General features: G+C 46.6%; 14 protein-coding genes. 6 read left to right on the forward strand and 8 right to left on the reverse strand.

Annotated features, from left to right (window positions below):
• Window positions 1–47: 47 nt before the first annotated feature.
• Window positions 48–950, reverse strand: coding sequence for a manganese catalase family protein (locus NDI52_RS09875; RefSeq protein WP_190773226.1), 903 nt, complete (start codon window positions 948–950; stop codon window positions 48–50).
• A gap of 1,314 nt (window positions 951–2,264) precedes the next feature.
• Here NDI52_RS09875 and NDI52_RS09880 point away from each other — a divergent pair.
• Window positions 2,265–4,013: a GGDEF domain-containing response regulator gene (locus tag NDI52_RS09880; protein WP_190773227.1), complete on the forward strand. Its 1,749-nt coding sequence runs from the start codon at window positions 2,265–2,267 to the stop codon at window positions 4,011–4,013.
• A gap of 376 nt (window positions 4,014–4,389) precedes the next feature.
• A complete protein-coding gene (locus NDI52_RS09885) occupies window positions 4,390–6,531 on the forward strand; it encodes a glycosyltransferase (protein WP_190789541.1) in 2,142 nt (713 codons plus the stop codon).
• A gap of 390 nt (window positions 6,532–6,921) precedes the next feature.
• Here NDI52_RS09885 and NDI52_RS09890 read toward each other — a convergent pair whose 3' ends face one another.
• Entirely contained in the window at window positions 6,922–7,422 is a 501-nt protein-coding gene (locus NDI52_RS09890; protein WP_190773229.1) for a type IV pilin-like G/H family protein, read from the reverse strand.
• Between the two features lie 507 nt (window positions 7,423–7,929).
• Entirely contained in the window at window positions 7,930–8,220 is a 291-nt protein-coding gene (locus NDI52_RS09895) for a hypothetical protein (RefSeq protein WP_190773230.1), read from the reverse strand.
• Between the two features lies 1 nt (window position 8,221).
• On the opposite strand from NDI52_RS09895, the gene NDI52_RS09900 reads away from it, so the two are divergent.
• Together NDI52_RS09900 and NDI52_RS09905 are read left to right on the forward strand one after the other, a co-directional pair.
• Window positions 8,222–8,464 (forward strand): hypothetical protein, encoded by a 243-nt coding sequence (locus NDI52_RS09900; protein ID WP_242035981.1) that lies wholly within the window; start codon window positions 8,222–8,224, stop codon window positions 8,462–8,464.
• Between the two features lie 18 nt (window positions 8,465–8,482).
• Complete coding sequence (locus NDI52_RS09905) at window positions 8,483–9,589, forward strand: transposase (RefSeq protein ID WP_347280086.1); 1,107 nt, start codon at window positions 8,483–8,485, stop codon at window positions 9,587–9,589.
• A 128-nt stretch (window positions 9,590–9,717) separates the two neighbouring features.
• Here the strand turns inward: NDI52_RS09905 and NDI52_RS09910 are convergent, their stop codons facing one another.
• From NDI52_RS09910 to NDI52_RS09930, 5 genes are all read right to left on the reverse strand, one after another.
• Window positions 9,718–11,394: a glycosyltransferase family 2 protein gene (locus NDI52_RS09910; protein ID WP_190773231.1), complete on the reverse strand. Its 1,677-nt coding sequence runs from the start codon at window positions 11,392–11,394 to the stop codon at window positions 9,718–9,720.
• A 119-nt stretch (window positions 11,395–11,513) separates the two neighbouring features.
• On the reverse strand, window positions 11,514–13,781 hold the full coding sequence (locus tag NDI52_RS09915) for an O-linked N-acetylglucosamine transferase, SPINDLY family protein (RefSeq protein ID WP_190773232.1): 2,268 nt from the start codon (window positions 13,779–13,781) through the stop codon (window positions 11,514–11,516).
• Between the two features lie 16 nt (window positions 13,782–13,797).
• Window positions 13,798–16,053, reverse strand: coding sequence for an O-linked N-acetylglucosamine transferase, SPINDLY family protein (locus tag NDI52_RS09920; protein ID WP_190773233.1), 2,256 nt, complete (start codon window positions 16,051–16,053; stop codon window positions 13,798–13,800).
• Between the two features lie 324 nt (window positions 16,054–16,377).
• On the reverse strand, window positions 16,378–16,881 hold the full coding sequence (locus NDI52_RS09925) for a type IV pilin-like G/H family protein (protein WP_190773234.1): 504 nt from the start codon (window positions 16,879–16,881) through the stop codon (window positions 16,378–16,380).
• 294 nt (window positions 16,882–17,175) lie between these two features.
• On the reverse strand, window positions 17,176–19,491 hold the full coding sequence (locus NDI52_RS09930) for a PAS domain-containing protein (RefSeq protein ID WP_190773235.1): 2,316 nt from the start codon (window positions 19,489–19,491) through the stop codon (window positions 17,176–17,178).
• 1,075 nt (window positions 19,492–20,566) lie between these two features.
• On the opposite strand from NDI52_RS09930, the gene NDI52_RS09935 reads away from it, so the two are divergent.
• A complete protein-coding gene (locus NDI52_RS09935) occupies window positions 20,567–23,998 on the forward strand; it encodes a PAS domain-containing protein (RefSeq protein ID WP_190773236.1) in 3,432 nt (1,143 codons plus the stop codon).
• A 17-nt stretch (window positions 23,999–24,015) separates the two neighbouring features.
• Entirely contained in the window at window positions 24,016–25,797 is a 1,782-nt protein-coding gene (locus NDI52_RS09940) for an EAL domain-containing protein (protein ID WP_347280087.1), read from the forward strand.
• Window positions 25,798–25,942 lie beyond the last annotated feature (145 nt).

Consider the following 25,942-nt stretch of genomic DNA (forward strand, 5'->3'; position numbering starts at 1 on the left):
AGCTCTACCGTGTATTCTCTACATACAGCATAACTTAAAACAGACTTCTACTTGGCTGTTCCCTTCTGAGAGGTAGAACCAGATTTTAAGTCTTGTGTGGGGGTAGCAATACCCGTAGTGGTGTACAGACGGGCATTTCCGGGCGGCAGAACAGGCTCTTCTCCCAGAGGTTGAGGATTTGCGACATACTCAAAGCCATTCTTCGCCCAACGGCCTTCTGCACTCTCAGTTCCTTCCGAGTTATTCCAGAACTGGTTGGCCGCTTCCGATTTTTCCAGCTCGGTGGGGAAACGGCTAGGTACAGGAGTCGACTCCAACCCATCAGCTTCTAACTCTTCAATCGCAGCCAACCACTGCTTCTGGTGCATGCTATCACGGGCAATCAGGAAACTGAGGGTGTCCCGAACGCCAGGATCACGGGTCATTTCATAGAGCCGCACAGCTTGCAACCGCCCCTGAGATTCCGCATGAAGATTAGAGCGGAAGTCTGCCATTAAGTTGCCGCTAGCTATGATAAAGCGACCATTCCAGGGAAAACCAACACTGTCTTGAGGCATGGCCCCTAGTCCCGACACAATGCTGTGCTGAGGGTTCATGGCTGCTCCCATAATATCCATGATGACGCCCTCAGGCTTTTCGCCACCCATGACAGCGCCCACAACAGGGTCTTTTGCTCCATCTTCCTGCATTTGGACAGGAGCATTATCAAGTAATTGGGCAATCATTGTGGACAGAATTTCGATATGCCCAATTTCCTCAGTACCAATGTCTAGCAACATATCACGGTACTTAGCAGGCCCCCGGCAATTCCAGCCCTGAAACAGGTACTGCATCATCACTGTCATTTCACCGAAAACGCCACCAATCAACTCCTGCATCTTTTTGGCATAGATGGGGTCGGGGCTTTCGGGTGGCGTGAAATACTGCAACCGCTTGGTGTGTAAAAACATGGAATTCTTCTCCTAGAAAGTGAATTACAGACAGACGATTCACGAGTGGATAAAGTATTCGGCAAATAACTTGATGCAGTGGAAAAATAGGTTGGAGACTCAAAAAAACGAACTCACAAGCCCAAACTGATGAGCCGTGCTTGACTGGGTAATGAGTGTAATTCCAGTTCTACAAGCGCTACTAATCATTTGTAGCGGCTACGTTCTGAAGAATCAGAAGGAGTCAAACTATTTCCATGAAGGCTCAGGTTGCTATGCCTATAAGGAATATCTATCCGCTCCAAATGAAGGCTTTTACTGCCTGAAGTCTTTTTTAATTTAAAAACTTCAGTGCTTCATCAAATCAATCAATAGGCGATACAGATACTCTATCAATAGAAACAATCCCTACTTCTGCTTCACAGTATTGCTGAGCAAAACGTACTCATCTTTGAACCGTGCTGTAGCATTCTGTTAATGATATTTTCAGAATCGTAAATAGCATTAGTTCGCACAGTTTTTGTGAAACCCTTGATTTTGCGTGCGTGAAGCGCACGCAAAATCAAGGGTTTCACAAAAACTGTCCAGAATATTGCGCCACCAACATAAGATGCTATGTGCCGCGTGAAACGAACTGCACAGCCTCTGTGTCTCCTAATTAATTGAGGTGAGCTACTTAAAAGCTACAAAAACATTTTTCTACAGCATTTTTCAAACTGATGAGGTGTGAGGGATAGGTGCGGTACGAAGTCCCACACCTATCCCTCACACCTCATCAGTTTGGAGAGGGGCATAAAGTATTGGATGTCAATTTGCTTGGATGGTATGTAGCGCAAAATAATATTGAAAATCAGATAAAGCCGATCGGGAAATACGGAGTCTAATTTTCCTGGCCTACAATTTTTACTTAATAATCCGCAAAAATATCGTATTCCTTACCAGGAAATGGGCACCATAGTAAGACGGGTGTTGTGCTTGCTGACTCCACAACTGCAAGCTTTGCAGAGTGAAGCCAGCCGTTCCGAACTTCTGTGATTTTCATCAGGGAAGCTCGGCAGGTTCATGAAATTACTACTTCTGGCAACGATCCCTCGCTGATCGGTCTATGCCTCGGTCGCATCTCAACTGTCATCACTCTAACAAACCATTGCTTGAGCCAGGAATGTTGGAGGTATTCCCAAGGTGATTTAGGCATCTGCCCTATTCCTTCTCAAACTGCCTCAAGAATAGGTTGAAAACATTGTGGGGAATAGTTTTCAGATGAGCCTGCCCGCATCTTCAAACGACTGCTCAAGCTTTACAGGAAACAAACAATAAGAGCCATTCGGTTTAGCTATGAGAGAGCAAAGTGTAGTTGTGAAGAAAATTCTGGTCATCGAAGACGACGCGATTATCCGGAATTCCATACTTAAATTCTTACAGATGGAGTCTATGGAGGCGGTCTCCGCAAAGGATGGTGAGTCCGGTGTGAAGGCTGCCCAGGAACAAGACCCAGACCTGATTATTTGTGATATCTCGATGCCAGGATGGGATGGTTATCAGGTACTAGAAGCTCTTAAGGGTAACCCTGCCACTGCCCGCATTCCATTCATCTTTTTAAGTGCTAAGAGCGATCGCTCAGATCTCCGCTTAGGTATGGAAATGGGGGCTGATGACTACATCACCAAACCCTTCACTCGTCAGGAATTGCTGGCCGCTATTGCGGCTCGCCTGAATAAGCAGGCCGCTATTACCCAACCTTATGTGGATGCGATGAAGCAGGCGGTCGATAACCTGAAGCAACTGGCTTATCGAGACGCTCTGACGGGTTTACCTAACCGCATTTTATTTCACCATCACCTGCAAGAAGCCATCAGCCGAGCTCAGGCAAACCAAACGTCTCTCGCAGTGTTGTACCTTAACATTGACAACTCCCGAGTGGTCAATGAGCGTCTAGGGCAGGAATTTGCCGATGAGTTGCTGCAGGCGATCGCCCAACGCCTCCAGAGCAATGTTGATCAGCCCTATACCCCTGCCCGTCTGGGCGTCCACGAGTTTGGTGTCATTTATGAATCAGTAACACGCCGTCAGGAAGTTGCTCGACAGGCTCAGAATTTGTTGAAACACCTGCTGGAAACCTACTGGGTTCGGGGGCAGTGGGTGAGTGTTCAACTTAGTGTGGGTATTGCTCTCTACCCCGACAATGGGACATACCCTAATGATTTAATCCATCATTCTCGTTTAGCCATGCAGCAGGCTAAGCGCTCGGGTGAGAACCGCTACCAATTTTACAACCTAGAGGTAGATGCCCAAGTTACTCAACGCCAATGGATCACCGGGCAACTACCGCGAGCACTGGAAAATGGTGAATTTCAACTCCAATTTCAGCCGCAACTACATCTAATTACTGGACGCATCATTGGAGCAGAGGCCTATGTTCGCTGGCATTGTCCGGAGATAGGCGTACTCTACCCTAGCAGCTTTCTGGCGATCGCTCAGGAACTCGAACTTCTAGATCGTATCGAGCATTGGATCCTCCAATCTGCTTGTCAGCAAGCAAAGGCCTGGCAGACCTATAATCAATTGCCTATCAAATTGCTGGTCAATCTCTCTAACCAACACCTGCACCACTTCAACTTGGTCGAATCAGCCTCTCAAATTTTGGAACAAACCGGGCTCAGTCCTGACCTCTTGGTCTTTGATGTGCAGGAATCTGACCTGATGGAAGACGTTGAAGCCGGCGTAACCCTACTCAACCAACTCAAAGATATGGGCATTCGCACCGTGATTGATGACTTTGGTATTGGGTTTACCTCCCTCAGCTATTTGCGGCGGCTTCCAGTGGAGGGAGTGAAGATCGATACGTCGCTAATTGCCGACATTGCTCATGATCCCGAGGCGTTGTCTATCGTGAGAGCGATTGTTGCCGTAGCCCAGAGTTTGCAATTGCGAGCGATCGCTGAAGGAGTGGAATCTGACGACCAGGTGAATCTGCTGCGACAGAGCGGCTGTTATGCAGCCCAGGGGCGATTCCTCTGCCCCCCCCTCTCTAACCAGGAGTTTGTGAATTACCTTCAGTCTCGCCGCCCTGAATTTTCCCGGTAACACAGTCATATTCCCTTTGGTCGCTTCGTGTCTTGCATTCAATTACGCACGATTGCTAGGTATGGTGTGTTTCGCACACCATACCTAGCAATCGTGCGTAATTCCTGCTTCCGTCCAAGCTATAACCCCGAAACCTTATATCACCTGTGCAGCAGGTAGCATAGGATTTGAGATTTTATGTTTCTATCCGTCGAGTACTTGTAGGCTTACACAATCAAACGAGGACGGGCCATCTTTAAAGCACCTTGTGGAGCACGGCTTCTCAAAAATAACCCTACGTGGGTCTGATTCTTTGAGGTAGAGCTATAGTGATAGAGCCCTGTTGCTCCCGTTATGCTGTACTGAGTCCAGTTCGTTTTCACGTTCAGAAGCAACTATGACAACCACGCCAGCGCCTTCCCAATCCTACCGGTTTTGTGTCGAGCGATCGCCCACTCGAATCTACCAACGGCTTATTGATGGGTTTGTTGAAGCACTGGCTCAGTTAGGGCATACGGTCGAGCTATTAAATCCATCGAATTTTACACAATCCAGTTACATAAACTACATCAATGATCAGGGATTTGATTTTGTTTTAATCACTAATTCTTCGTCCTCCTTATGCCGGTATATGGAAGCGGTAGAGGGTTATGGGTTTGAAGCCATTAATACAAAAATTATTTTCATTCATCATGATTCCTTATTTAGTGGTTTACTGGAGCTGAATGAAATTAAGCATTTGCTTACTGCCTTTTGTAACCACCGAGAGAGAACCTATCATTTTTGCTTGGAGTATTCCAATTATTTAGACTTGAGAAGTTTGGGAATATCTCATGCTTTTACAGTTTCTCATGTCTCTGAATACTCATACTTATCACCTCCCCATACTTATCAGTACGACGTATCTTTTGTAGGTCACGTCCTACCATCTTTGGGAGATGAGATGTGGGATATGCCATTTGCCCATCGGGTACGGGCAGATGTATGGCAACGGATTGCTGATTTAGATACGGCTTTAGAACCTTCAGCCGTCAAGTTTGCTACGACCTATGCTGATCCCAAAAATCCTATTGATTTTTTTAGTCTTAAACACTTCTATATTTCGTTGCTACATATTTATTCTCAGCATTCCAGAGGCGAAATCATTCGACGAATTCAAGATGTTGAGATGGACATCATCGGAGGCGATCCAGCCTACTTACATAAGGTTGATTTGAACCGTAGGATTGAAAAAGAAACGGTTCGCTATCATCCTCCCCTATCCGACTATGCACAGGCACGCAATCTCTATTGCAACTCCCAAATCAACCTTAATATCACCTCTCTACAATTTGATACGGCGGTGATTAATCGGGTTATTGATGTGGGGGCAGTGGGTGGTTTTGTGCTGACGGATTGGCGATCGGACTTGCAAAAACTCACTAGTGTTGCTGAGGAAATCTCCTACCGAAGCATTGAGGAATTGAACGGCAAGCTTCGCTACTACCTCCACCCTGACCATCAATCTGAGCGGTTAGAAATTGCAGCCGCTCTACATCAGGATGTAACGAAGAAGTGCACTTACTCTACAGTAGTCGATTACATTTTAAGAACTATTACGACTATGTCTACAGGAGCAACAGAATCTCTACGAGTTGACTTAGGCTGTGGCGGCTGGAAAGCCGAAGGGTTCATTGGGGTAGATATTTCTCCTGGCCCTGGTGTTGATGTAGTGGCAGATTTAAATCGCCGCTTTCCCTTTGCGGACAACAGTGTAGAAGTGGTCAAAGCTTACGATGTCGTGGAGCACCTACCCGATCGCCTCCACACGATGAATGAGATCTGGCGTATATGTCAGCATGATGCGATCGTTGATATTCGCGTTCCATCTACGGATGGCCGGGGAGCCTTTCAAGACCCAACCCATGTGAGTTTTTGGAACATTAATTCCTTCAAATATTACTGTGTTGAATATCCTCCCTACTGGAACCTTTGCCAGAATTACGGCTTTCGAGGAGCCTTTACCCTGGTAAGTCTAGAGGAGGAGTACTCAGAGGAAGAAGTTGTTCATGTTCGAGCTATCTTGAAGGCAATTAAACAGCCTGAACTAGGGGGCGATGGAAGTCTTATTTCTGGTGCCAGTGCCATAGATGAGGGCAGTTTAAGCTCCGTTAACTTGCTCCTATGCCCCAACTGGGAAGCCGACGAAGATTCTTTAAGTCAACAGCTTGCCCAGTTTTTACAAATTATTGTGTCGCATCCTAAAAAACGCTCAATAACGGCTCTCATTACTTCAGAAGATGTCGATATAGAGGCGATCGATTTACTGCTGGCTACGGTTATGATGTCCGTTCTGGAAGAGGTGGAAATTGATGAATCTGAAGGAGAACCAAATATTATATTAATCACCTCAGCTCAAGTTCCCCAACTGAAAGCTGTAGCGTCTCACATTACAGCCCATGTTCTCCTGGAAGATAGTCACCTAGCCCCTTCAGGTCTTGAATCTGTACCATCTATTTCTTTAAAGGATTTGGAAACCAGCGATTACTTAAGTTTTTAGAGGACAGACATCTAAACTTAGGAACTCGCAAGAAAATAGAATCCCAATACTTGAGGGGGAAGGCTGACGGAGTCAGCCTTCCCCCTCAAGTATTGGGATTCTATTTCTAAAATTATTACTGTTTCCCTATGCCTTTTCCCCTATTTCTTTTTGAAACTCGGGTAGTGTGGGATGTACCCCAGCCCAAGTTTCAAAAAGAAATGGGGAAAAAACTTCACAAATGCACTGCAGCATTATGCTCGTGGTGTGCGAATTAATCCAGCCCACCTTACTGAATTAACGTCCTTGCAAACGCTATATACAAAAACAACTGGAGTGCAAGACTCCAGTTGTGTAATGAAGTGGTAAAGCAAGAAGCTGTCTGTGACAGTGACAACCTTCTGCTAAAGATTACTGTCCAACAGCCGGAGCAGTAGCGGGACAGGCAGTTAGGCCAGTCATGGCAGGCGCGGCTTGAGGGCCAGTGGAAGCTGTAGTTTCGCAAACAATACCAGGGGTGGTATTACCGCTAACCCATACACGCCCACCATAAGCTTTCAGAGCGTTCTTCCGAGCAGATGCTTGGATAGTCCCTTCGGTGCTGTTGCCCGAGATGACGTAGGTGTAGTTCTGGGTGGAAGAAGCGATGCCACCTTCCAAGCTTGCTCCATCAGGGCTGAAGGTACCATACTCAACAAAGTAAGCCTGCTGGGCACGGTTGATGGAACCCACGTAGGTCTTCGCTTCAGACTGGCGAGCTTTGTTTGCCTGGTTCAAGAAAGAAGGTAGAGCAATAGCAGACAGAATACCAATGATCACGATAACCACCAGCAGTTCAATCAGGGTGAAACCGGAATCTTGACGCTTCTGTGCGAGGTGTTGGATGAATTTGGCTTTCAGTTCGGTTTTCATTAGAGTGTGTCTCCTTGAGTTGCGGGATATGGGTTTCTAACTCCTAGAGATAACTTGCCCACCTGCGATCAGTTTCATATCACCCCCTCAAAAAAATCTTTCGTCCTCTTTCTCCCAAGGTTGGTCTTGCCCTGAAATGGGCTTCTGGAGGGGCTGTAGTCAAATGTAGCGATCGCTCTATAACTACCTGCTCAGGCGTTGTATGAGATTCCACCTCCCTTTTTTGTGTTCTTGTTTCTAGCTCATGACTGGGCACCAGGCGATACTGTGTTCATGTTTTAAGGTGTGTTGTAAAGCCATAGTCATATCTAGACTTTGGACTAAATTGGGTTTCGTAAGCTGAAAAGCTCGCGTAGCTAGATTCTCAGCTTACGAAACCCAGAAAGCCTATCGAATTGCGAAACGCACTTCTAGAGTGCGTTTCGCAATTCGATAGGCAAATTTAGTCCGAACGTCAGTTAATACCGAGAGAGCTTTCTGGCTTTTTTTACCTGACTAACCGACTCTTTAAACATCCTTTACAGCAGTTCCCGCTTGAGTAAACCACAGCCATTTTTGTGGGAGCCGCGCTCCGCGCGGCTCCCACAAAAATGACCAGACCTCAGGCGATCGAAAATAGCTGTAAGCTGGGTCGAGGTTGAGGTTATGGGGATTGAAAAAAGCTATACCACCTGCTAACTGGACAGTGCGAAGTTCTCCTCCTAATTGAAGGTAGAAGATAAAAAAAGGACATTCCAGTCCCAAACCGGGCGGAATGTCGGAAACTGGCTGAAATACACAACAATCAGCCACGTTCATTATGAAACTCTATCAACGCATTGAGCAAATCTTGCTCCAGTTTCGTCCCGTCTTTCGTCGTGAAGCAACCTTCGAGTGGTTTGTCCTGTTGTTTTGGGGCGTGGTGTTGAGTACGCAACCACCTGCGGTGACAAGCTACCTCAATGCTTTGGGATTGAGCGAAGGCTATTATCATCAAGCCCTGCATTGGTTCCATTCCAGTGCATTTTGTATCGATAGCTTGTGCCAGGCGTGGGCAGAGTAGCTGGGCGAACATCCGTTTGTGAACCGTTTGCAGGGTGAGCGCTTGTACGTCGGTGATGGCATCAAAGTGGGCAAGGAAGGGCGCAAGATGCCAGGGGTGAAGGGACTGCACCAAGAATCGAGTGATGTGAGCAAACCCGAATGGATTCGCGGACACTATTTCAGTGCCTTGGGATTGCTGATGGGGTGCGGTACGGCGTTGTTTGCGGTGCCGCTCGTCTTCAAATTGCACGATGGGATTGAAGGGGCAGAGTCTGAATCGCAGGAGTTGACCCTGGTGGATAAGATGGCGCACTTGTGCGTCAGCTACATGAGTGTGGGGAGCTATGCATTGCTCGATGCCTACTATGCCTCGGCGAACGTTTTGCAATCGTTGCGTGCCCATGGACTGCACCTGATTAGCCGTGTGCGAATTTCTACTGTTGCCCGTGCCCCGTTCAGTTCACTTCCTGGCAAGTCCGGTCGGGGCCGCCCACGCAAATGGGGGAGCAAGATTGCCCTCCAAGACCTATTTGCCCCTCCAGAGGCGTGTCTCAAAGCTGTCGTCTGGCTCTATGGTCAACCCACAATGGTCTACTATCAGTGCTTTGAATTCTTCTGGGATAGCCCAGAGGCGAGCGTCCTATTTGTCTTGACCCAATTGCCCAACGGCAAGCGCATGATTCTGCTCTCCAGCGATGTCAAACTTACCGGAACACAGGTGATTGAGTCCTACGGCAAGCGCTTCAAGATTGAAGTTTGTTTTAGAACGTTGGTTCTGCTCCTAGGTGGCTTTGCCTATCAGTTTTGGCTCAAACTGCTCGACAAGACACCGCAGTTCCCGTCCAATCTTCGCCTCCAAGACTATGACCCGGCTCAACAACGCCAAATTAAGCAAAAAGTGGAAGCCTTTGAACGCTTTGTCAATCTCCATGCGATCACCCTCGGTGTGCTGCAAATCTTAGCGCTAGAATTGCCTCAATCGATTTGGAAGAATTTCCCTCGGTGGTTCCGAACCCTACCCGAACACGGTTATCCAAGCGAACAAATTGTGCGCCTGACGCTTCAGCATCAACATCCACTGATTTTTTCACGAAGTAGACCTACTCTACTTCTGCCTCAATTGCTCGCCGATAAAGCTGGGTAATCTCCATCACTGAATAAGCTTGAGTTAGCGCATTGGTGCCACTATCGAGGGGTACCAATAACTTTGCACTGTCCAGCTGCTAAGTGGTATAGCTTTTTTCAATCCCCATAACCTCAACCCTAGAGTACTTATTGTAATTCTGGAATGGTGTGAGCTAAAGGGTTAATAATGATACCAGGTGGTTGCGGTTTGTATGCGTAATCCTCCTCGTGAATTAGTACTAGGGGCAACCATGTCGGAAGAATATCCGATTCATCTTCTGCCCTAACCATTAAAACAGGGTTTCTACGAAGCCAGGAAAATGTAGATAAAGTCCTGAAGCATAAAGTTTCAAAGAGTAAGGGTACCCAACCCCTGGATGCCCACTGCTCCGCCCAAAATGCAAAGGGCTTACAATTTATGTGGCCATAACCTGGTTGGTCAGGAGCAGCGGCTGAGAAAAGGACTATATGTCCAGCATGCCTTTCAATGTTATCAAGTAAGACTGCTTCACTACCAGGGTTTAAATGCTCTGCCACCTCGCTACAAATCACCAAATCAAATTTTTGAGATAATTCTAATGGTTGGTGTAGATCATGAGTTAAATAATTGGATGCGGGTATATATAAAGCTTCAGGCTCTATTCCATCAATACCAGCTATTTGGGCTACTCCAAAATTATTTAGTAATTTCAAGTACTGACCTAGCCCACAGCCAATATCAAGAGCGCTCACCGGAGAAAATCGCTCGTATAGATATCGAAACGGAGGAATATCTAAGAAGAGATTCTTTAGATGCCAATCCGGCTCAAAAGCAGTATTAATAGACTGATTCTGTTCACTAAAGGTTCCTGGTTCGACATCTGTGTTGTATAGCTCATAAGGATTGAAATGAATTTCTGGGCCTTTAATATAGTTCTGAAAGCTTCTTACTGTTTCCATTAAGAGATTACTACTAACTACTTCATCATATTGGTTTTCCGAGCCAACCAGTTTAAATTTTCCACTCCGAATATTATCGGGCCATTGAGAATTGCCAGGAGTTTGTGCATAGTTGAGCGAAATATTTACCAATTCACTTTCTGAAAAATTTTCACCTGCTTTTAATCTTTGATATAAACTTCGCCATTGCCTAGTCTCGTTTGGATCATGAAAATTTTGTTTTTTATCCTTAAGTTGATAGGCAATTTCACCAAAGATCACTTTTTTAGTAATTTGAAATTTGCTGCGAACCGGGAAATGAGCGAGTGATAAATTTCTCAGCTTGATTTTTGAGATATCATATGACGAAGAAGTATTATGGTTTCCCTGAGTAAGTGTGAGATCATGAATGCAGAGTTCTGGATTTCTTAAAACTACTTTGTAATATTGAGGAATTTCTCTGTTTCTGAAAAAGTTGAACTGATCTAATTGAGCTTTTGGGCTCTGGTCATTGGCTAGCTTGGGGGAAATAACATATGTCTTCCAACCCCAAAAACCAACCCCAGGAGATTCAATTTCATTCAATGACTCTACAAAAACATCATAGCTTTCACAATCAATAAACTCATCAGCGTCTAGAGGAATGACATAGTCTATGGGACTGGTAAAACAAAGCCGTCTGAGTAAGTTTGTCATTTTTTCAGACTGAAAATAAGCATATTCATAATCATCAGATAAGCAAATTGGTAAACCTTCTTGCATTAACAGTTTAAGAATCAACCGTGTTGAATCCGTTGAACAATTATCAAAAACAATAATTCCGTCCAGAAATTGCAAGTTATGACGAATAAAGCTCTCTATGATATCCTCTTCATTCTTCACCATGGAAATTCCAATAACTTGCATCGTTTTTACTCCTCAACTAAAATATGGCTCAAGGTTCAAGAACTACTTCCTAATTCATCTAGGTGTTCCAAATGACTTAGAGTATTTAAAGAAGCTAGTGTATTTCTGTGTTAATAAGTTTATTTCATAGAGTTTTTTCCATCACTATTAAGATAGCGCTGCCACATTTGCTCAAAGGCGCTTTCCATATCGCGAGTAAATTGTTCGGCATTCCACAAGGGAGAGGTTTGGCGCGATCGCCATAATTCAGCTTGTACCTGTTCCCGTAGTCCCGCATCGGTGCCAAAGCGTACCCCCCACTCAATATACTCCGCCGCAGAGTGAGCAATACCCGCTTCGATTCCAGCATGGCGCAACATTGCATAGCTGTTACGACTGGCAAACTGTTGTCCTACCCGTGTCACCAAAGGAATCCCCATCCATAGGGTTTCCATGGTTGTCGTAGCCCCGGTATAGGGAAAGGTATCGAGAACAACGTCGGCAATACTCAGGTTAGCTCGATGGGTGGCTTCATCTTTGTCGAGTTCTAGAAACCGGAAGCGATCGCGACTGATGCCCTCCATCTCAGCCGCCTGAAAGAGGGCATTGCGGAGAGAGTTATTATCACCAATACCTTTCAGCAATAAGTAGCTATTGGGAACTTGCTTCAGGATTTGGAGCTGGCAGGACACAGTTTCAGGGTGGCGTTTGATTGCTGTTTGGGCACTGAAATAAACTACAGCATCTGATGGAATATTTAGGGCTTTTCGCTGTAAAGATGGCACTCCTACCTCAAAACCATCGACAGCAATATATGTTCGCGGCAAGCGCCAAAGTGCCTCAGCATAATACTCATTAGCATGGTCAGGCACCACCAATGGATCGACCAGGAAATAATCTACCGTAGGTAAACCGCTCGCATCGTAACCTAGCCATGTTACCTGTACAGGGGCAGGCTTAAGCGCCATGACAGCATAAGTATCTTCTGATGTGACGCTGTCTAAGTCCACCAGAATATCAATCTCATCGTCATAGATCTTCTGGGCTGTTTCATGGGGTTTCCCATAAACGGCAAAAGAGCGGGTTGCGGGTCGAGCAAACCATGTTTCGCTGAAGGTCGAAAGCCCATTAAGCGGCAATTCATGGCTCTGAAAATAGGCATAAAACTCAAAGCGACTTGCATCATAATGCTGAAAAATCCATCGGCTCAGCCAGCCGATGGAATGTTGATCCATAAATTCTGAAAGAAAACCAATTCTTAGCTTTTCTCGCTGAGTTGTCTGGCGATTTTGGTGAGAAAACACGGGAGAAGCGATCGCCGTTGCTCCTGGTGTGTTTTCTTGATTTTGGAGAGTCTTTAGATAAAAGGAGGATAACCGATTTTGCCAGACTCGACATTCCTTAGGATCATCCTGAATATATTGAAAGTAAAATAAGTTTCGTAGTAAGAAGGATGGGGCTATTTGGAAATCACTTTTTCCTTCATACTCTTGAATAAAACTATCTAGTAATAGCAGCAAGCTTTCTAGTTCTTCTTTTGCCTCTTGCCAACGTTCAGGAATATGAAATAACCCTTCAATTAAAAGACCTTTTGTACGGATTTTTGTCCGAAGATTTTGACACTCTAAAAATAGTTTTTCTGCAAGAGAAGCGGCTTTTTTAAAGTCTCTTCTCTTGATATAAATCATGATTCGTTCATGATTTAAGCCAAAATGTTTTGGATCCAATCTCAGCCCTGCCTCTGCATAAGTAAGGGCGATATCAAAGTCTTCATGAAGAATACTTCGTTGACGGAGCTGTACAGCTTTTTCGTTTAAACGATAGACAATTTTTGTTTTATCAGGCAGATAACTGGCTACCTTCTCAATCCATGGCAGAATTTCTGGATCTTCCACATCCCAGGCAAGTACATCTCCTAAGACAGTCTCCATTAAGGAACTGTCTATAGAGACGGACTGGTCGGTATGGCTGGTCAGTGCCTCAAGCAGCCCAGAGCAGATGAGTAGGTTCGAATCAAACTGATTCCCTTGCATAGCAGCCTGAATGCTTTGAAGAATTACATTTACATCGAGAGGATTAATTTCATGGAGATGTTGATATAGCAGGTAAGCTAATTCCCATTTCCCCTGCTGCTCAAGGTTCTGGGTTTTAGCCTGAATGAGTTTTATTAGCTCCTGAAAAAGTTCATTTTCATGGTTCTCATCCACTTCTGAAAAGGCGATCGCCCAAGCCAACTGAGCTGCTTCTTCCTGCCCAGCTAATAGATAAGCCAGGCCTAAAGCCAGATGATGTTGAGGTATTTCTGGTTCCTGCTCGACGAGTGCTTCAAAGCAAGCAGCAGCAGTCAGAAAATCATCACCCTGGAGAGCTTGCTGTCCTTTTTCCTTTAAAACTTCTGGTGAGTTCATAGTTGAAAAGATTGCATTAGTTAGACTGAGACGAGGTTTCTAGATATTGCTGCCACATTTGCTCAAAGGCATTTTCTAGATCCCGAGTGAATTGTTTAGCATTCCACAGTGGGGATGTTTGGCGCGATCGCCATAGCTGACGCTTCACCTGCTCTCGCAAGGCTGCATCCGAGCCGAGCCGCACCCCCCATTCAATATATTCTTCCTGTGAATAGGCAATGCCTGCTTCAATTCCAGCATGACGAAGCATGGCGTAACTGTTGCGGCTGGTGAATTGATTGCCAACCAGGGTGACCAGAGGAATGCCCATCCATAAGGTTTCCAGGGTAGTTGTGGCCCCTGTATAGGGAAAGGTGTCAAGGACGACGTCGGCAATGCTTAAATTGGCACGGTGAGTTGATTCATGCTTAACAGGGGGTAGAAACCGAAAGCGATCGCCTGCAATACCCTCTTCTTCTGCTGTTTGCAGGAATGAATTGCGAAGCGCATCTGCATCGCCCTTCCCCTTCAGAAGCAGGTAGCTGTTAGGAACTTGCTTGAGAATTTCTATTTGACATCGCACCGCATCAGGGTGGCGTTTTGCAGCGGTCTGTGCACTGAAATACACCACAGCATCCGCAGGGATATCCAACTTATCTCGTCGTAATGATGGGACACTCACTTCAAAACCATCAACGGCAATATAGGTTGTCGGCATTCGCCAAATGGTTTCCGTGTAGTAATCATCAGCATGGTCGGGTAGCACAAACCGATCTGCTAAGAAGTAGTCAACAGTCGGGAGACCAGTAGCGTCATACCCTAACCAGGTCACCTGGATACGAGCAGGCTTTAAGGCAAACGTAGCGTAATTTTTTTCAGAGGTAACGCTATCTAAGTCAACCAGAATATCAATGTCATCCTGTTTGATAATTTTTGCAATTTCCTCAGGATCTCCATACACGATACAGGCCCCTGTGGATAGGTCAGCAAACCACTCCTGGCTGAAATCGTCTAACCCTTCGGGGCGGGTCGTATAGATTTTGAAGTAACAGTAAAACTCGAATCGCTCACGATCATAATGTTGAAAAATCCATCGACTAAGCCACCCTACAGAGTGCTTTGTCATGCATTCCGAAAGAAAACCAATGCGTAACTTACGGGACGTACCTAAGACTTGGACCCGATCGGATATAACTGCTTTTTCCTCATGCTGTTTTTGAATGCTATCTACATAAATTTGGGCTAGCTGGTTCTGTAAACTTCGATATTCAACGGGGTTATCTTTAATATATTGATAGAAAAACAAAGACCGAGTTGCCAGTGCACTAGGCATATATAAACCAGGGTTTTCGCTGTATTCCTGAATCAGCTCCCTAAGAAGTTGCAAGATGTCTTCTAGATGGCTTTGACTATCATTCCATCGATCTGATAGATGAATGAGGGCATCAAGCAAAAGACATTTAGCAAAAACTTTTTCCTGTTTGTTTTCACAGTCCATCAAGAGTGCTTCAGCCATTGTGGCAGCTTCTTGATAACGTGCACTTTTAATAAAAATGAAAACTCGCTCATGCTTTAGACCGAAGTTTGTTCCGTCTAAGCGAAGTGCTGCATCAATATACGCTAAAGCTTTAGAAGAATTAGAGTTATAAGGGCTTCGCATCCGAACCTGGATCGATTTTTCATAAAGCTTATGAGTAACAGCTTCCGGGTTAGGTAAATAGCGAGCTGTCTCTTCAATCCAACTGAGCAAATCGCGATTCCCGTCATCCCGAATAATAACTTCCTGTAGCGTTGCGTCTAACAATTCTAAATCGATGGCTTCAGGTTGCTGAATAGTTGTTTCTAAAGTTTCCAGCAGCCCTGTGTTTTCCAAGCGTTCACGGCTCAACAATTCCCCTTTTAAGGCTGTTTGAATACCTTTAAGAATAGAGTTGGTATCTGTAGGTGTGAGTTGATGGAGATGCTGATAGAGAAGGTCAGCAAGTCCCCACTTTTCTTGCCGTTCATAAGCTTCAATTTTGGCTTGAAGGAGTTGAACGAGCTCTCCGAGAAGGAATTCTCCGTCAGCTTCATCTACTTCTGAAAAGGCGATCGCCCACGTTAACTGAGCCGCTTCTTCCTGCCCTATCAGCAAATAAGCCAAGCCCAGGGGTAAGCGGTACTGTATAGCCTGGGGTTGTTTCTCAATTATTTGTTCAAGATAGGTAATGGCTTCTTCAAAGTTGTCAGTTTGAAGAGCTTGCTGACTAGCACGTTGTAGCTCATCCAGGGAAACTATGTTTGAAGAGGGCATGATGGGTGCAGAAAGAGACTAAGCACAAAATGTCATTGATTAGAGTGCCCTGTATAATCCCGCATATTACAGGGGCAAGGCAGATTCTAATACTCATATCTTGCACCAAAAAACAGAACCCTTGACTTTGCATGTACGAAATGCGGGCAAAGTCAAGGGTTTCAGAAAGATCGTCTGAACGAATGTAACGTTGGTTTGGGGTGAGCTGACGTGCACTTTCCAACCGGTCAAAAATCACCATTCTCGATGCTTGCACTTTGGGCACCATCGAAAACGTTCTTAACCGGGCTCAGGCGACGAACTCAGGCCGAACTCAGGTTCGTGTTACTGGTTGACCCGGGGAAACCCGATTGGGCAATCAGGCCAATCAGCTGGATCCCAACTGGGTGCAGTCTGAACCGGTATATCAGACTCGCAAACAAGACTCTTTAAAAGATTGCCATCAACTTTCACCTGCCCTCCATAGGACTTTAGTGCTTCCTTCCTGGCTACTGCATCAATCACTGCATCTCCGTTACGGTTGCCGTTGATGGTGTATTCATAGTTTTGAGTTTCCAGGTCAATTCCTGCATCCAAACTTGCCATGCTGGCACCAAACTGGCCGTACTCAATATAGTAGGCCTGTTGCGCACGGTTGATGGAGCCTACATAGGTCTTTGCCTCGGATTGACGAGCCTTATTCGCTTGATTTAGAAAGGAGGGGAGCGCGATCGCTGACAAAATACCGATAATGACAATCACAACCAACAGCTCAATCAACGTAAAGCCTCTTTCAGAGGGATGTTGAATGAGGTGTTGCAGGAACTTCGCTTGAAACTCGGTTTTCATGGAGGGATCTCAGCTTCGGCGGCAATTGGACTTCTATCACATTGCAACACCCTGAAAATAGAGATACAGCCCTGAATACAAAAGCACTTCATAAAAGTACCCCTGTAACTTCATCGGGGCTTCATGAAAACACTTTCCTTATCTAATGAATTTAACCGAAATTACTGAAAAAAGGGATTATGTTTTGAAATATGTCCTGCCCATACCCACTCAAGCCCTCGTTTCCAAAAGGGTACGAAAACTTGAATGAGCAGAGATCACCCCATTGAGAACTAATTCTTTTTTTATAGCTGCTTATTGCTTAATTGGAATTTCAACCCGGAAGGTAGTTCCGTCCCCCTGCTCTGATTCGCAAACTAAACGGCCACCGTGGCGTTCTGTGACAATTTGGTAGCTAATAGACATACCGAGTCCCGTCCCCTGACCTACGGGCTTTGTGGTGAAGAAGGGGTCAAAGATACGGGACTGAAGGGTTTCGGGGATACCAAGACCATTATCGGAAATAGCGATCGCTACCCAATTCTCCCGGCATATACCAGTTTGAATTCGAATCTGTGGGATAAAGGCATTCCCTTCTTCCGCCCGGCTCTCGACCGCCTCTTCCAGGGCGTCGATAGCATTGCTCAAAATATTCATAAATACTTGATTGAGCTGGCTGGCGTAACACTCGACCAAAGGTAACTCCCCGTACTCACGCTGTAACTCCACTCCAGGGAAGCTGGGACGTGGCTTAATTCGGTTCTGCAGAATGAGTAAAGTACTCTCTAGCCCCTCGTGCAGGTTCACGGCCTTAAACTCGGCCTCATCCATGCGTGAGAAATTACGCAGCGACATGACAATTTTCTGAATCCGTTCGGCTCCTAAACGCATGGAGGATACCAGTTTTGGTAAATCGCCCATGACAAAGTCCAGATCCATCTGGTTGGCAAGGGTCATGATTTCTTTAGGAGGCGTGGGGTAAAAGCTACGGTACAGCTTTACCAGTTGCAACAAATCCCGAGTGTAGTTGCTGGCATGTAATAAGTTTCCATAAACAAAGTTGATGGGATTATTGATTTCATGGGCAATACCGGCAACCAGTTGCCCCAGGCTCGACATTTTTTCACTCTGCACCAATTGGGCCTGCGTATTTTGCAGTTGTTGCAGCGCTTGCTCTAGATCCATGGCCTGTTGGCGTAACTCTGCTTCTGATTGGCGCAGAGCCGCCTCAGCTTTTTGGCGATCGCTCACCTCAAACTGCAGCTTCGAGACTAGCTTCGCCAGGGCTGCCGTGCGTTGCTCAACCCGCTTTTCTAGTTCCTCATTAATGCGCTGAATATCCTCTTCAGCCTGCTTACGGACAGTAATGTCCATCGATATGCCCGTAATACCAATGATGTGTCCGGCTTCATCCCGTAATGGTGTTTTGCTGGTAGAAAACCAACGGGTTTCACCGCTGGCGATCATTACCTCTTCTTCCAGCGTCAATGGCTCGCCGGTCGTCAGGATAGCCTCATCTTCTTGATGAAATTTCTCGAGCTGCTCGGGTGGGACGATCTGGTGGTTGAATCTGCCGATAAGGGTTTCAGGAGTTTTTTGCCAAATTTGACAGAAGGCCTGATTAGCAGCCAGATAACGGCCTGCCTTATCTTGCAACCAGACTCGATGAGGAATATTTTCTAGAACGGACAATAAAATTCGTTGCTGCTGTCGAGTTTCAGCCTCGGCTAGCTTGCGTTCAGTGGTATCTCGTAGGATACCGATCGTGCGCCAGGGGGCATTGGGGGCAGCGGGTACGGCTCGGCCGATCGAGCGGAACCACCGGATTTCCCCCGTTTTGGTAAACATGCGATACTCCGCATCAAATGAGGTTTGGCCGGTGCGATCGCCCAGATGGGCTTGCAATTCTGTCAGCACCCACTCTCGATCGTCCGGGTGAATGATTTGAATCCAACTATCCAACCCATTTGGAAAATCGGTCTCATCGCTATAACCTAACAATGAGCGAAATTGCTGTGACCACCAGATCTCGTAGTAGGCATGGGTCGGCCGCTTTGCAGAAACCTCAATTTCCCATAGCCCTTCGTTGACAGCCTGGCTAATAGTTTCAGAGAGGTAGGTGAGCCGCTCCAGAGCACGTTCTTGAAGCTTTTGTTGAGTGATGTCGGTCAGGCTAACTAGCCAGCAGGGGCGTGCCGTGTCGGGTAGCGGTGTTGTGTTCAGCGTGACGATGCGAAGTTCGCCATTAGATTTGCAGATGGCCCGTTCTTCCGGACACCTAATGGGAGGAGTGGTGGGAGAAGGGGAAGATGGCTGTAATGCTTCAGTGGCAGGAATAACACCATGGGCCGGTTTGAGAATCTCAAAATCTGGCTGTTGCAGTAATGCTTCCAGCTTCTTTTCAACAAATTCGCAAAACGCATTGTTTGCCCACACCAGACAATGGCGGTCATCTTTGATATAAACCGCTTGGGGTATCTGGTTTAGGGCGATCGCCAGCAGGGGCTGTAACTCTGTCTGGGGTATGTTCGAGCTGGAAGGCATAAACTCAGGCAACAATTCCGACGAAACCTCCCCAACATCCATGGCAGTCTGATCCGGCTCTGAGGTACGCCAACTTAAGGACGGCACTTCGGTATTAGACGGTATCTAAAGTTCTCACCCGCCGTTTAACGATTCTATCCGGACTCTTTTAGAATTCCCAGTGTTGGAAGCTGAATCCCATAGAGATTTGGGTAACGGGGAAGAGCAAGGGACTACTTGCTTTGAAAAGAATTACGGCGCTCTGCGCTTGAATCAGCCACGGTTGTTTTTGTGAGAGTCGCACTCCCACGCGGCTCTCACAGAAACAACCGAGTTTTAAGCGCTTGAAAAGCGCTGTAAATACAGATAGAGCTTGAATGGAAGGAAATACCAATCCTTCATAAAGACACCCGATAGGGGGGGGTAGCCCCTTGTTCTTCAATAAGTTGTTGAATATGACATGAAAGTGAATGAGTCCGATACAGAGTCCGGTTTTGCGGCAACGTTTCAGTGCCAGAAATGGCATTCCTTCCTACGCAAGAGGTTCTCACATATTAGGAGTTCACTATCTAGCTTCCATGTAGTTGTAAGAGTACTGATGACCCTGAAATAGGGCGATCGCAAGCCTTATTGAAATACCAAGAAAGTAGGGGTGGAGTCCCTCGCGCTTGCTTCTGCTTTTTCTTAAAGTTCTATAGCTATAGTGAACAAGCTAATTCAGAAAAAATACGGTTTTGATTATTTCCTCTAATCACTTTATACTGTAATTTACAGATGAATTTTATCGAAAACTAATTCATCTCAGTATAGCTCTCAGTCTATCAGTATTTAACCTGTTGATTTCATGGATATACCAGGTTAATCAACATCTCAAGTACTGGCTAAAACAGGGTTGGCTTTACGAAAGTTAATCCGTTTAGAGCATCTCCAGGAAGTATTTTTCTATTAGGGTGTAGTAATTTAATAATCGTTGTTAAAAAAATAGCTTTTGGAACACGACTGGGAATCCTATACTTATAGAGCGCTTCATGTCCTAAGAGAGTGTTGAAAAGTTGATTTTGGGCTTCGTCCACAAGGACCATTCATTTCTAAGGCTTTTCGATACCTTCTACTGTGTTCCTGAGATGAAATTTTTCAAGCTTTCACGTCATTACCAATAATGTGTGACTTTTAAATTCTGGGCATGAGTCATTCCTCTTCAAATCGCCTCCCATCTCCAATCGTCTTGACCCTCAATTCGGAAGCAAATCCATTGCCTGATCTTGGTAGTAATTCTGGTCATCAAGAGCCAGAAATTCATAGAGTTTATCGTCTGCTTCGGGCCATCAGTGAATCACCCCATTGGGAATCGGCTTTAGATGCAGCGCTGATGGGGATTTGCCAGATGGTGGGGTGGGATTGTGGAGAGGTTTGGCTACGAGGAGCAAACTCAGCACAATTCATACTGAGAACGGCTTACTGTCACCGTTCGAACCCATGTACGCAGCCCGAGAGTTGCCTTGGAGAGTTTCTTGTGGCGCGAGTCGGGCGATCGCGCCACCTTGAATGGATTACAGATCAATCAGAACTTGAAGAAAGTTTACTGTGTGGTGCAACCAATCATCACGCGAAAATCCAGACAGCTTGTGGGGTTCCGGTTCTAGCATCGGATGAAATTGTGGCAGTGTTGGTGTTTTTCTCTGAACAGCTTCAGAAGGAAAATCTTACCTCTGTTGAGTTGCTGCAATTAATAGCCAGCCAGCTGGGACAAGTCGCGCAGCAAAAACAAACCGAGGCTGCCCTGAGGCAATTAAACCAGGAGCTTGAGGCGCGAATTGAACGCCGAACTATGGCCTTACAGGAGAGCGAGGAGCGCTGGCAACTGGCCGTGGAAGCTAGCAGTGCAGGTATTTGGGATTGGAATCTCAAGACTAACGAAGTTTTTCGCTCTCGACGATGGAAAGCAGTGCGGGGGTATGAGGACCATGAAGGTGGCACAGCACCTGATGAATGGAAAGCAAGTATTCATCCTGAGGATCGCGATCGCGTTCTGGCTGCTTTTGCCGATCACATAGCCCAAAAGACGCCTTATTTCCAGTCAGAGTATCGGATTCTGCACAAAGACGGAACGTGTGTTTGGATTCTGGATCGGGGGCAGGGGCTTTGGGATGACGCAGGGAATCTGCTCCGTATGGTGGGCTCAGAAGTTGATATCTCTCCCAGAAAGCGGGCAGAGTTAGCCCTTCAAAAGAGCGAGGCTCGGTATCGGGCTATTGTCGAAGATCAAACGGCGTTGATCTGCCGCTTTCTACCGGATGGCCATTTGACTTTCGCCAACGGAGCCTACTGCCGATCCTTCAACCTCGACCCTAACCAGTATGACCAGGTAAATTTCTGGGATGTGATTGCCGACACTAATTTAGTGATGGTGCAGGAGCAATTACGAGGACTGACCCCTGAAAAGCCAACAGCAACCTATGAGGAGTGCGACCCTCTTCCTGATGGCACCTGTTGCTGGCAAATCTGGACAGATCGCGCCATTTTTGATGCTCAAGGTACGGTTGTGGAATACCAGTCGGTTGGCTATGACATCACCCCTCGCAAGAAGATAGAGCTAGCATTGCAGGAAAATGAAGTCAAACTTCGGCTGTTTGTGGAATATGCCCCAGTCGCCGTGGCCATGTTAGATGAGCATTTTCGCTATCTAGTGGTGAGCAATCGCTGGCGACAGGATTATGAACTGGGCGATCGCCCCCTGATTGGCCATTCCCATTACGAAATTTTTCCCGATCTTCCGTTTCCATGGAAGCAGGCCCATCAGCGGTGTCTGGCGGGGGCTGTCGAAACACGAGAAGCCTACCCTTACCCCCGTGCCAACGGGCAGGTCGATTGGATTTATTGGGAAGCGCGTCCCTGGCATCGACCTGATGGAAGCATTGGGGGTATCGTGATCACAACCGAAATCGTCACGGAACAGCGGCAGGCCCAGGAGCAAATGCAGAATCTGTCCGATCGGTTGACTTTGGCAATTCGTTCGGGAGCTATTGGTATCTGGGAATGGAACATAGCTGAGGACGTGTTGATCTGGGACGATCGCATGTATGAACTCTATGGCGTTGAGCGAGCATCCTTTATTGCTAACGGCCAAAATTGGTTACAGATGCTTCATCCTGAGGATTACTCCCTGGTTGAGCATGCTCTTACTCAAACCATAAAGGGAGAAAAGGAATTTGATGAAGAATTTCGAGTCCAACAGCCTCATGGACAAATCCGCTACATCAAGGCTAGTGCTCGGCTTCAGCGGGGAGAGGCTGGCTGCCCAGAACGCATGATTGGCATTAGTTTTGATGTAACCGAGCGTAAGCAGGCAGAGCAACAACTGCGGCGAACCAATGAGCAGTTAGACCATACCAATCGTGAACTGGAGCGAGCCACACGCCTTAAAGATGAATTTCTAGCAAATATGAGCCATGAGTTGCGAACGCCGCTGAATGCCATTTTGGGTATGGCTGAGGGTTTACAGGAGCAAGTTTTTGGAACTGTCAATGAGCGGCAGAACCAGGCGATCGCCACTATCGAGCGCAGCGGTAATCATCTTCTAGAACTCATCAACGAAATTCTAGATCTGTCAAAAATTGAAGCTGGCAAGCTGGAATTAGATATGGGGCCAGTTTTAGTCCCCAACTTATGCAGCACCAGCATGACCTTTGTGCGTCAGGCAGCCCAGCAAAAACAGATCCGTCTAACAACCGAGGTTGCCGATGATATTTCCATGATTAGTGGGGATGATCGTCGCTTACGTCAGGTGCTGATCAATCTGCTGACCAATGCCGTCAAATTTACACCCGCCGGAGGGCAGGTGCACTTGCAGGTATGGAGAGAAGATACCTCAGCAACTCCCTATCTCTATTTCCGGGTGATAGATACAGGCATTGGCATTGCTTTAGAGGATCAGCACAAGCTATTTCAACCCTTTGTCCAAATTGACAGTAACCTCAACCGGCAGCAGAGCGGTACAGGTTTGGGCCTAGCTCTGGTGCAGCGCATTGTTGAGCTACATGGTGGGCAGGTGTGGGTGAAAAGTGAAGTGGGCCAAGGCAGCTGCTTTACGGTTTCCCTCCCCTGCCGGGATGCGCACGGCTTCAGCGACAAGGTGGAGATGGAGGATCCAGGTTTACTGCCAGATTCCGCTTTGATAGGGGGCGGTTTTTCCAGAGCTGGTACACAAGCTGCTGATACTTTGGAAAATGTTGGCATAAGCAGGCAGGAATTGCCAGTAATTCTCATTGTTGATGACAATCGAGCCAATATTGACAGCATTTTCGATTATCTAAAACACCAGGGCTACCGTTTGATCTTGGCTAAAAATGGGCAAGATGCTTTGGAGAGCATGAAAATCCAGATGCCTGATTTGATTCTGATGGATATTCAAATGCCCGGTATGGATGGCTTAGAAGTTATTCGTCAATTGCGGACAGATGATAACTATGCAACGGTTCCTGTTATTGCGCTGACCGCTTTAGCAATGCCGGGCGATCGCGAACGGTGCCTAGCTGCAGGGGCCAACGATTACCTGACCAAGCCTGTTCGTCTCAAACATTTGGCCAGTACCATTCACACACTTTTGCACGCCTAAAGGGAGCGTTGATGAACATGCAGGCATCTATCCTGGTGGTAGACGACCAACCCGAAAATTTTGACGTTATTGAGGTGTTGCTTCAGGGGCAAGACTATGACCTGAACTATGCCTCCAACGGTTGCCGAGCGATTGAGCGCTTAGAGCACTACTCGCCGGACGTCATTCTGCTTGATGTCATGATGCCCGAGATGGATGGACTGGAGGTTTGCCGCTATTTGCGATCGCACCCCCAATGGCGTACCATCCCGATCATTATGGTGACGGCTCTCACCGCCAAGGAAGATGTGGCGAAATGCTTAGATGCTGGAGCCGATGACTTCATTAGTAAACCGTTGGAACGCATGGAACTGCAATCTCGCATTCGTTCCATGTTGCGGATTAGTTTCCAATATCGGGAAATTCAGCAGTTGTGTGTGCAGTTGCAGGGAGCGAATGATGCTCTTGGCTGTTTTAACGAAGAATTAGAAGAAAAAATTCGTGAACGAACAGCTCAGTTAGAAAACATTATTCTCTATGACACCCTGACCCAGCTACCGAGCCGCACTTATTTATTGCAAGCCATCACTCAGGAGCTGCAGAATAACTGGAATGAAGGAAAGTGTGGCCTTATCTACTTGGATTGTGATCAATTCAAGCTGATCAACGCATCCCTCGGTCACGGTACGGGCGATAAGTTATTAACGAGCATTGCAGAGCGTCTGCAAACTCTGGTAAAGCCAGGAGATGTGCTAGCCCGTACCGGGGAAGACGAGTTTTGCCTGTTTCTCAAGGATGTCGAGAACCAGGACGCTGTTTTTAGCATGGCAAACCGGATCCTGGGGGATTTCAACTCGCCGTTTGAGGTGGATGGGTTTGAGATTTACACAACGGCCTGCCTGGGAATGACGATTCGTGAGGAGAAGCACTGCATGGCCGAGGAGCTGTTGCAGGAGGCGGATACCGCCATGTATCGGGCTAAGAAACAGGGTAAGGGCAGCTACCAACTGTTTGAACGACAGATGCACAGCTCGGCTTTCTGGCGCTTGCAACTAGAACAGGATATGCAACGGGCACTCAAACGACAAGAGTTTCTGGTGCATTACCAGCCGATTATGGATTTGAAGACACTGCAAGTTGCTGGGTTTGAAGCGTTAGTCCGATGGCAGCATCCCGAGCGGGGATTGGTGTCTCCGGCTGAGTTCATTCCCTGTGCAGAAGAAACTGGCCTGGTCGTGCCCCTTGGAATAGAAGTTCTACGGATGGCTTGTGAGCAGCTCCAGGTCTGGCGGAAGCATTCCTCTCATTTAATTATGAGTGTCAACCTGTCAGTGCGTCAGTTTGCCCACCCAACTCTACTCGAAGACATTGAACAAGTATTAGAGGAAACTCAACTAGACCCGCGTTATCTGAAACTAGAGATTACAGAGAGCGCCATTATGGAGAACCCGGAGACGGCGATCGCGCTCACTAAGGAACTGCGGGCCCGCGATATTCAGCTCAGCATTGATGATTTTGGGACGGGCTATTCATCCCTGAGTTACCTCAGCCAATTTCCAGTGGATAGTATCAAAATTGACCGTTCATTTGTCAACAAAATTACGAGTTGTGATGACGGCAAAATTGTGGAAGCCATTGCAACACTGAGTTGTGCATTAAGAATGACAACTGTTGCCGAAGGTATAGAAACTGAACAGCAAGTTTGCTATTTACAGGGGTTAGGTTGTGATTACGGGCAAGGGTATTTCTTTTCAAGACCGTTGCCCGAAGAACAGGTTCTACCATTTCTCTCCCAACATTCGGTATCGTTAGTCCCATAGAGGTTCTCAATCACGCTGAAATACGGGTAATAATACCGTTTTAATATGAAGCTGCGCCAAATAGGGCTTCGAGAATGAAATCGTAGGACGTCAATGACGCAACCCTTTCAGGGGAAATCTTGTCGAGTTCCGAGGTCAGGAGTTT

The sequence above is a fragment of the Leptolyngbya sp. PL-A3 genome (assembly GCF_039962325.1).
Classification (GTDB): domain Bacteria; phylum Cyanobacteriota; class Cyanobacteriia; order Elainellales; family Elainellaceae; genus Vacuolonema.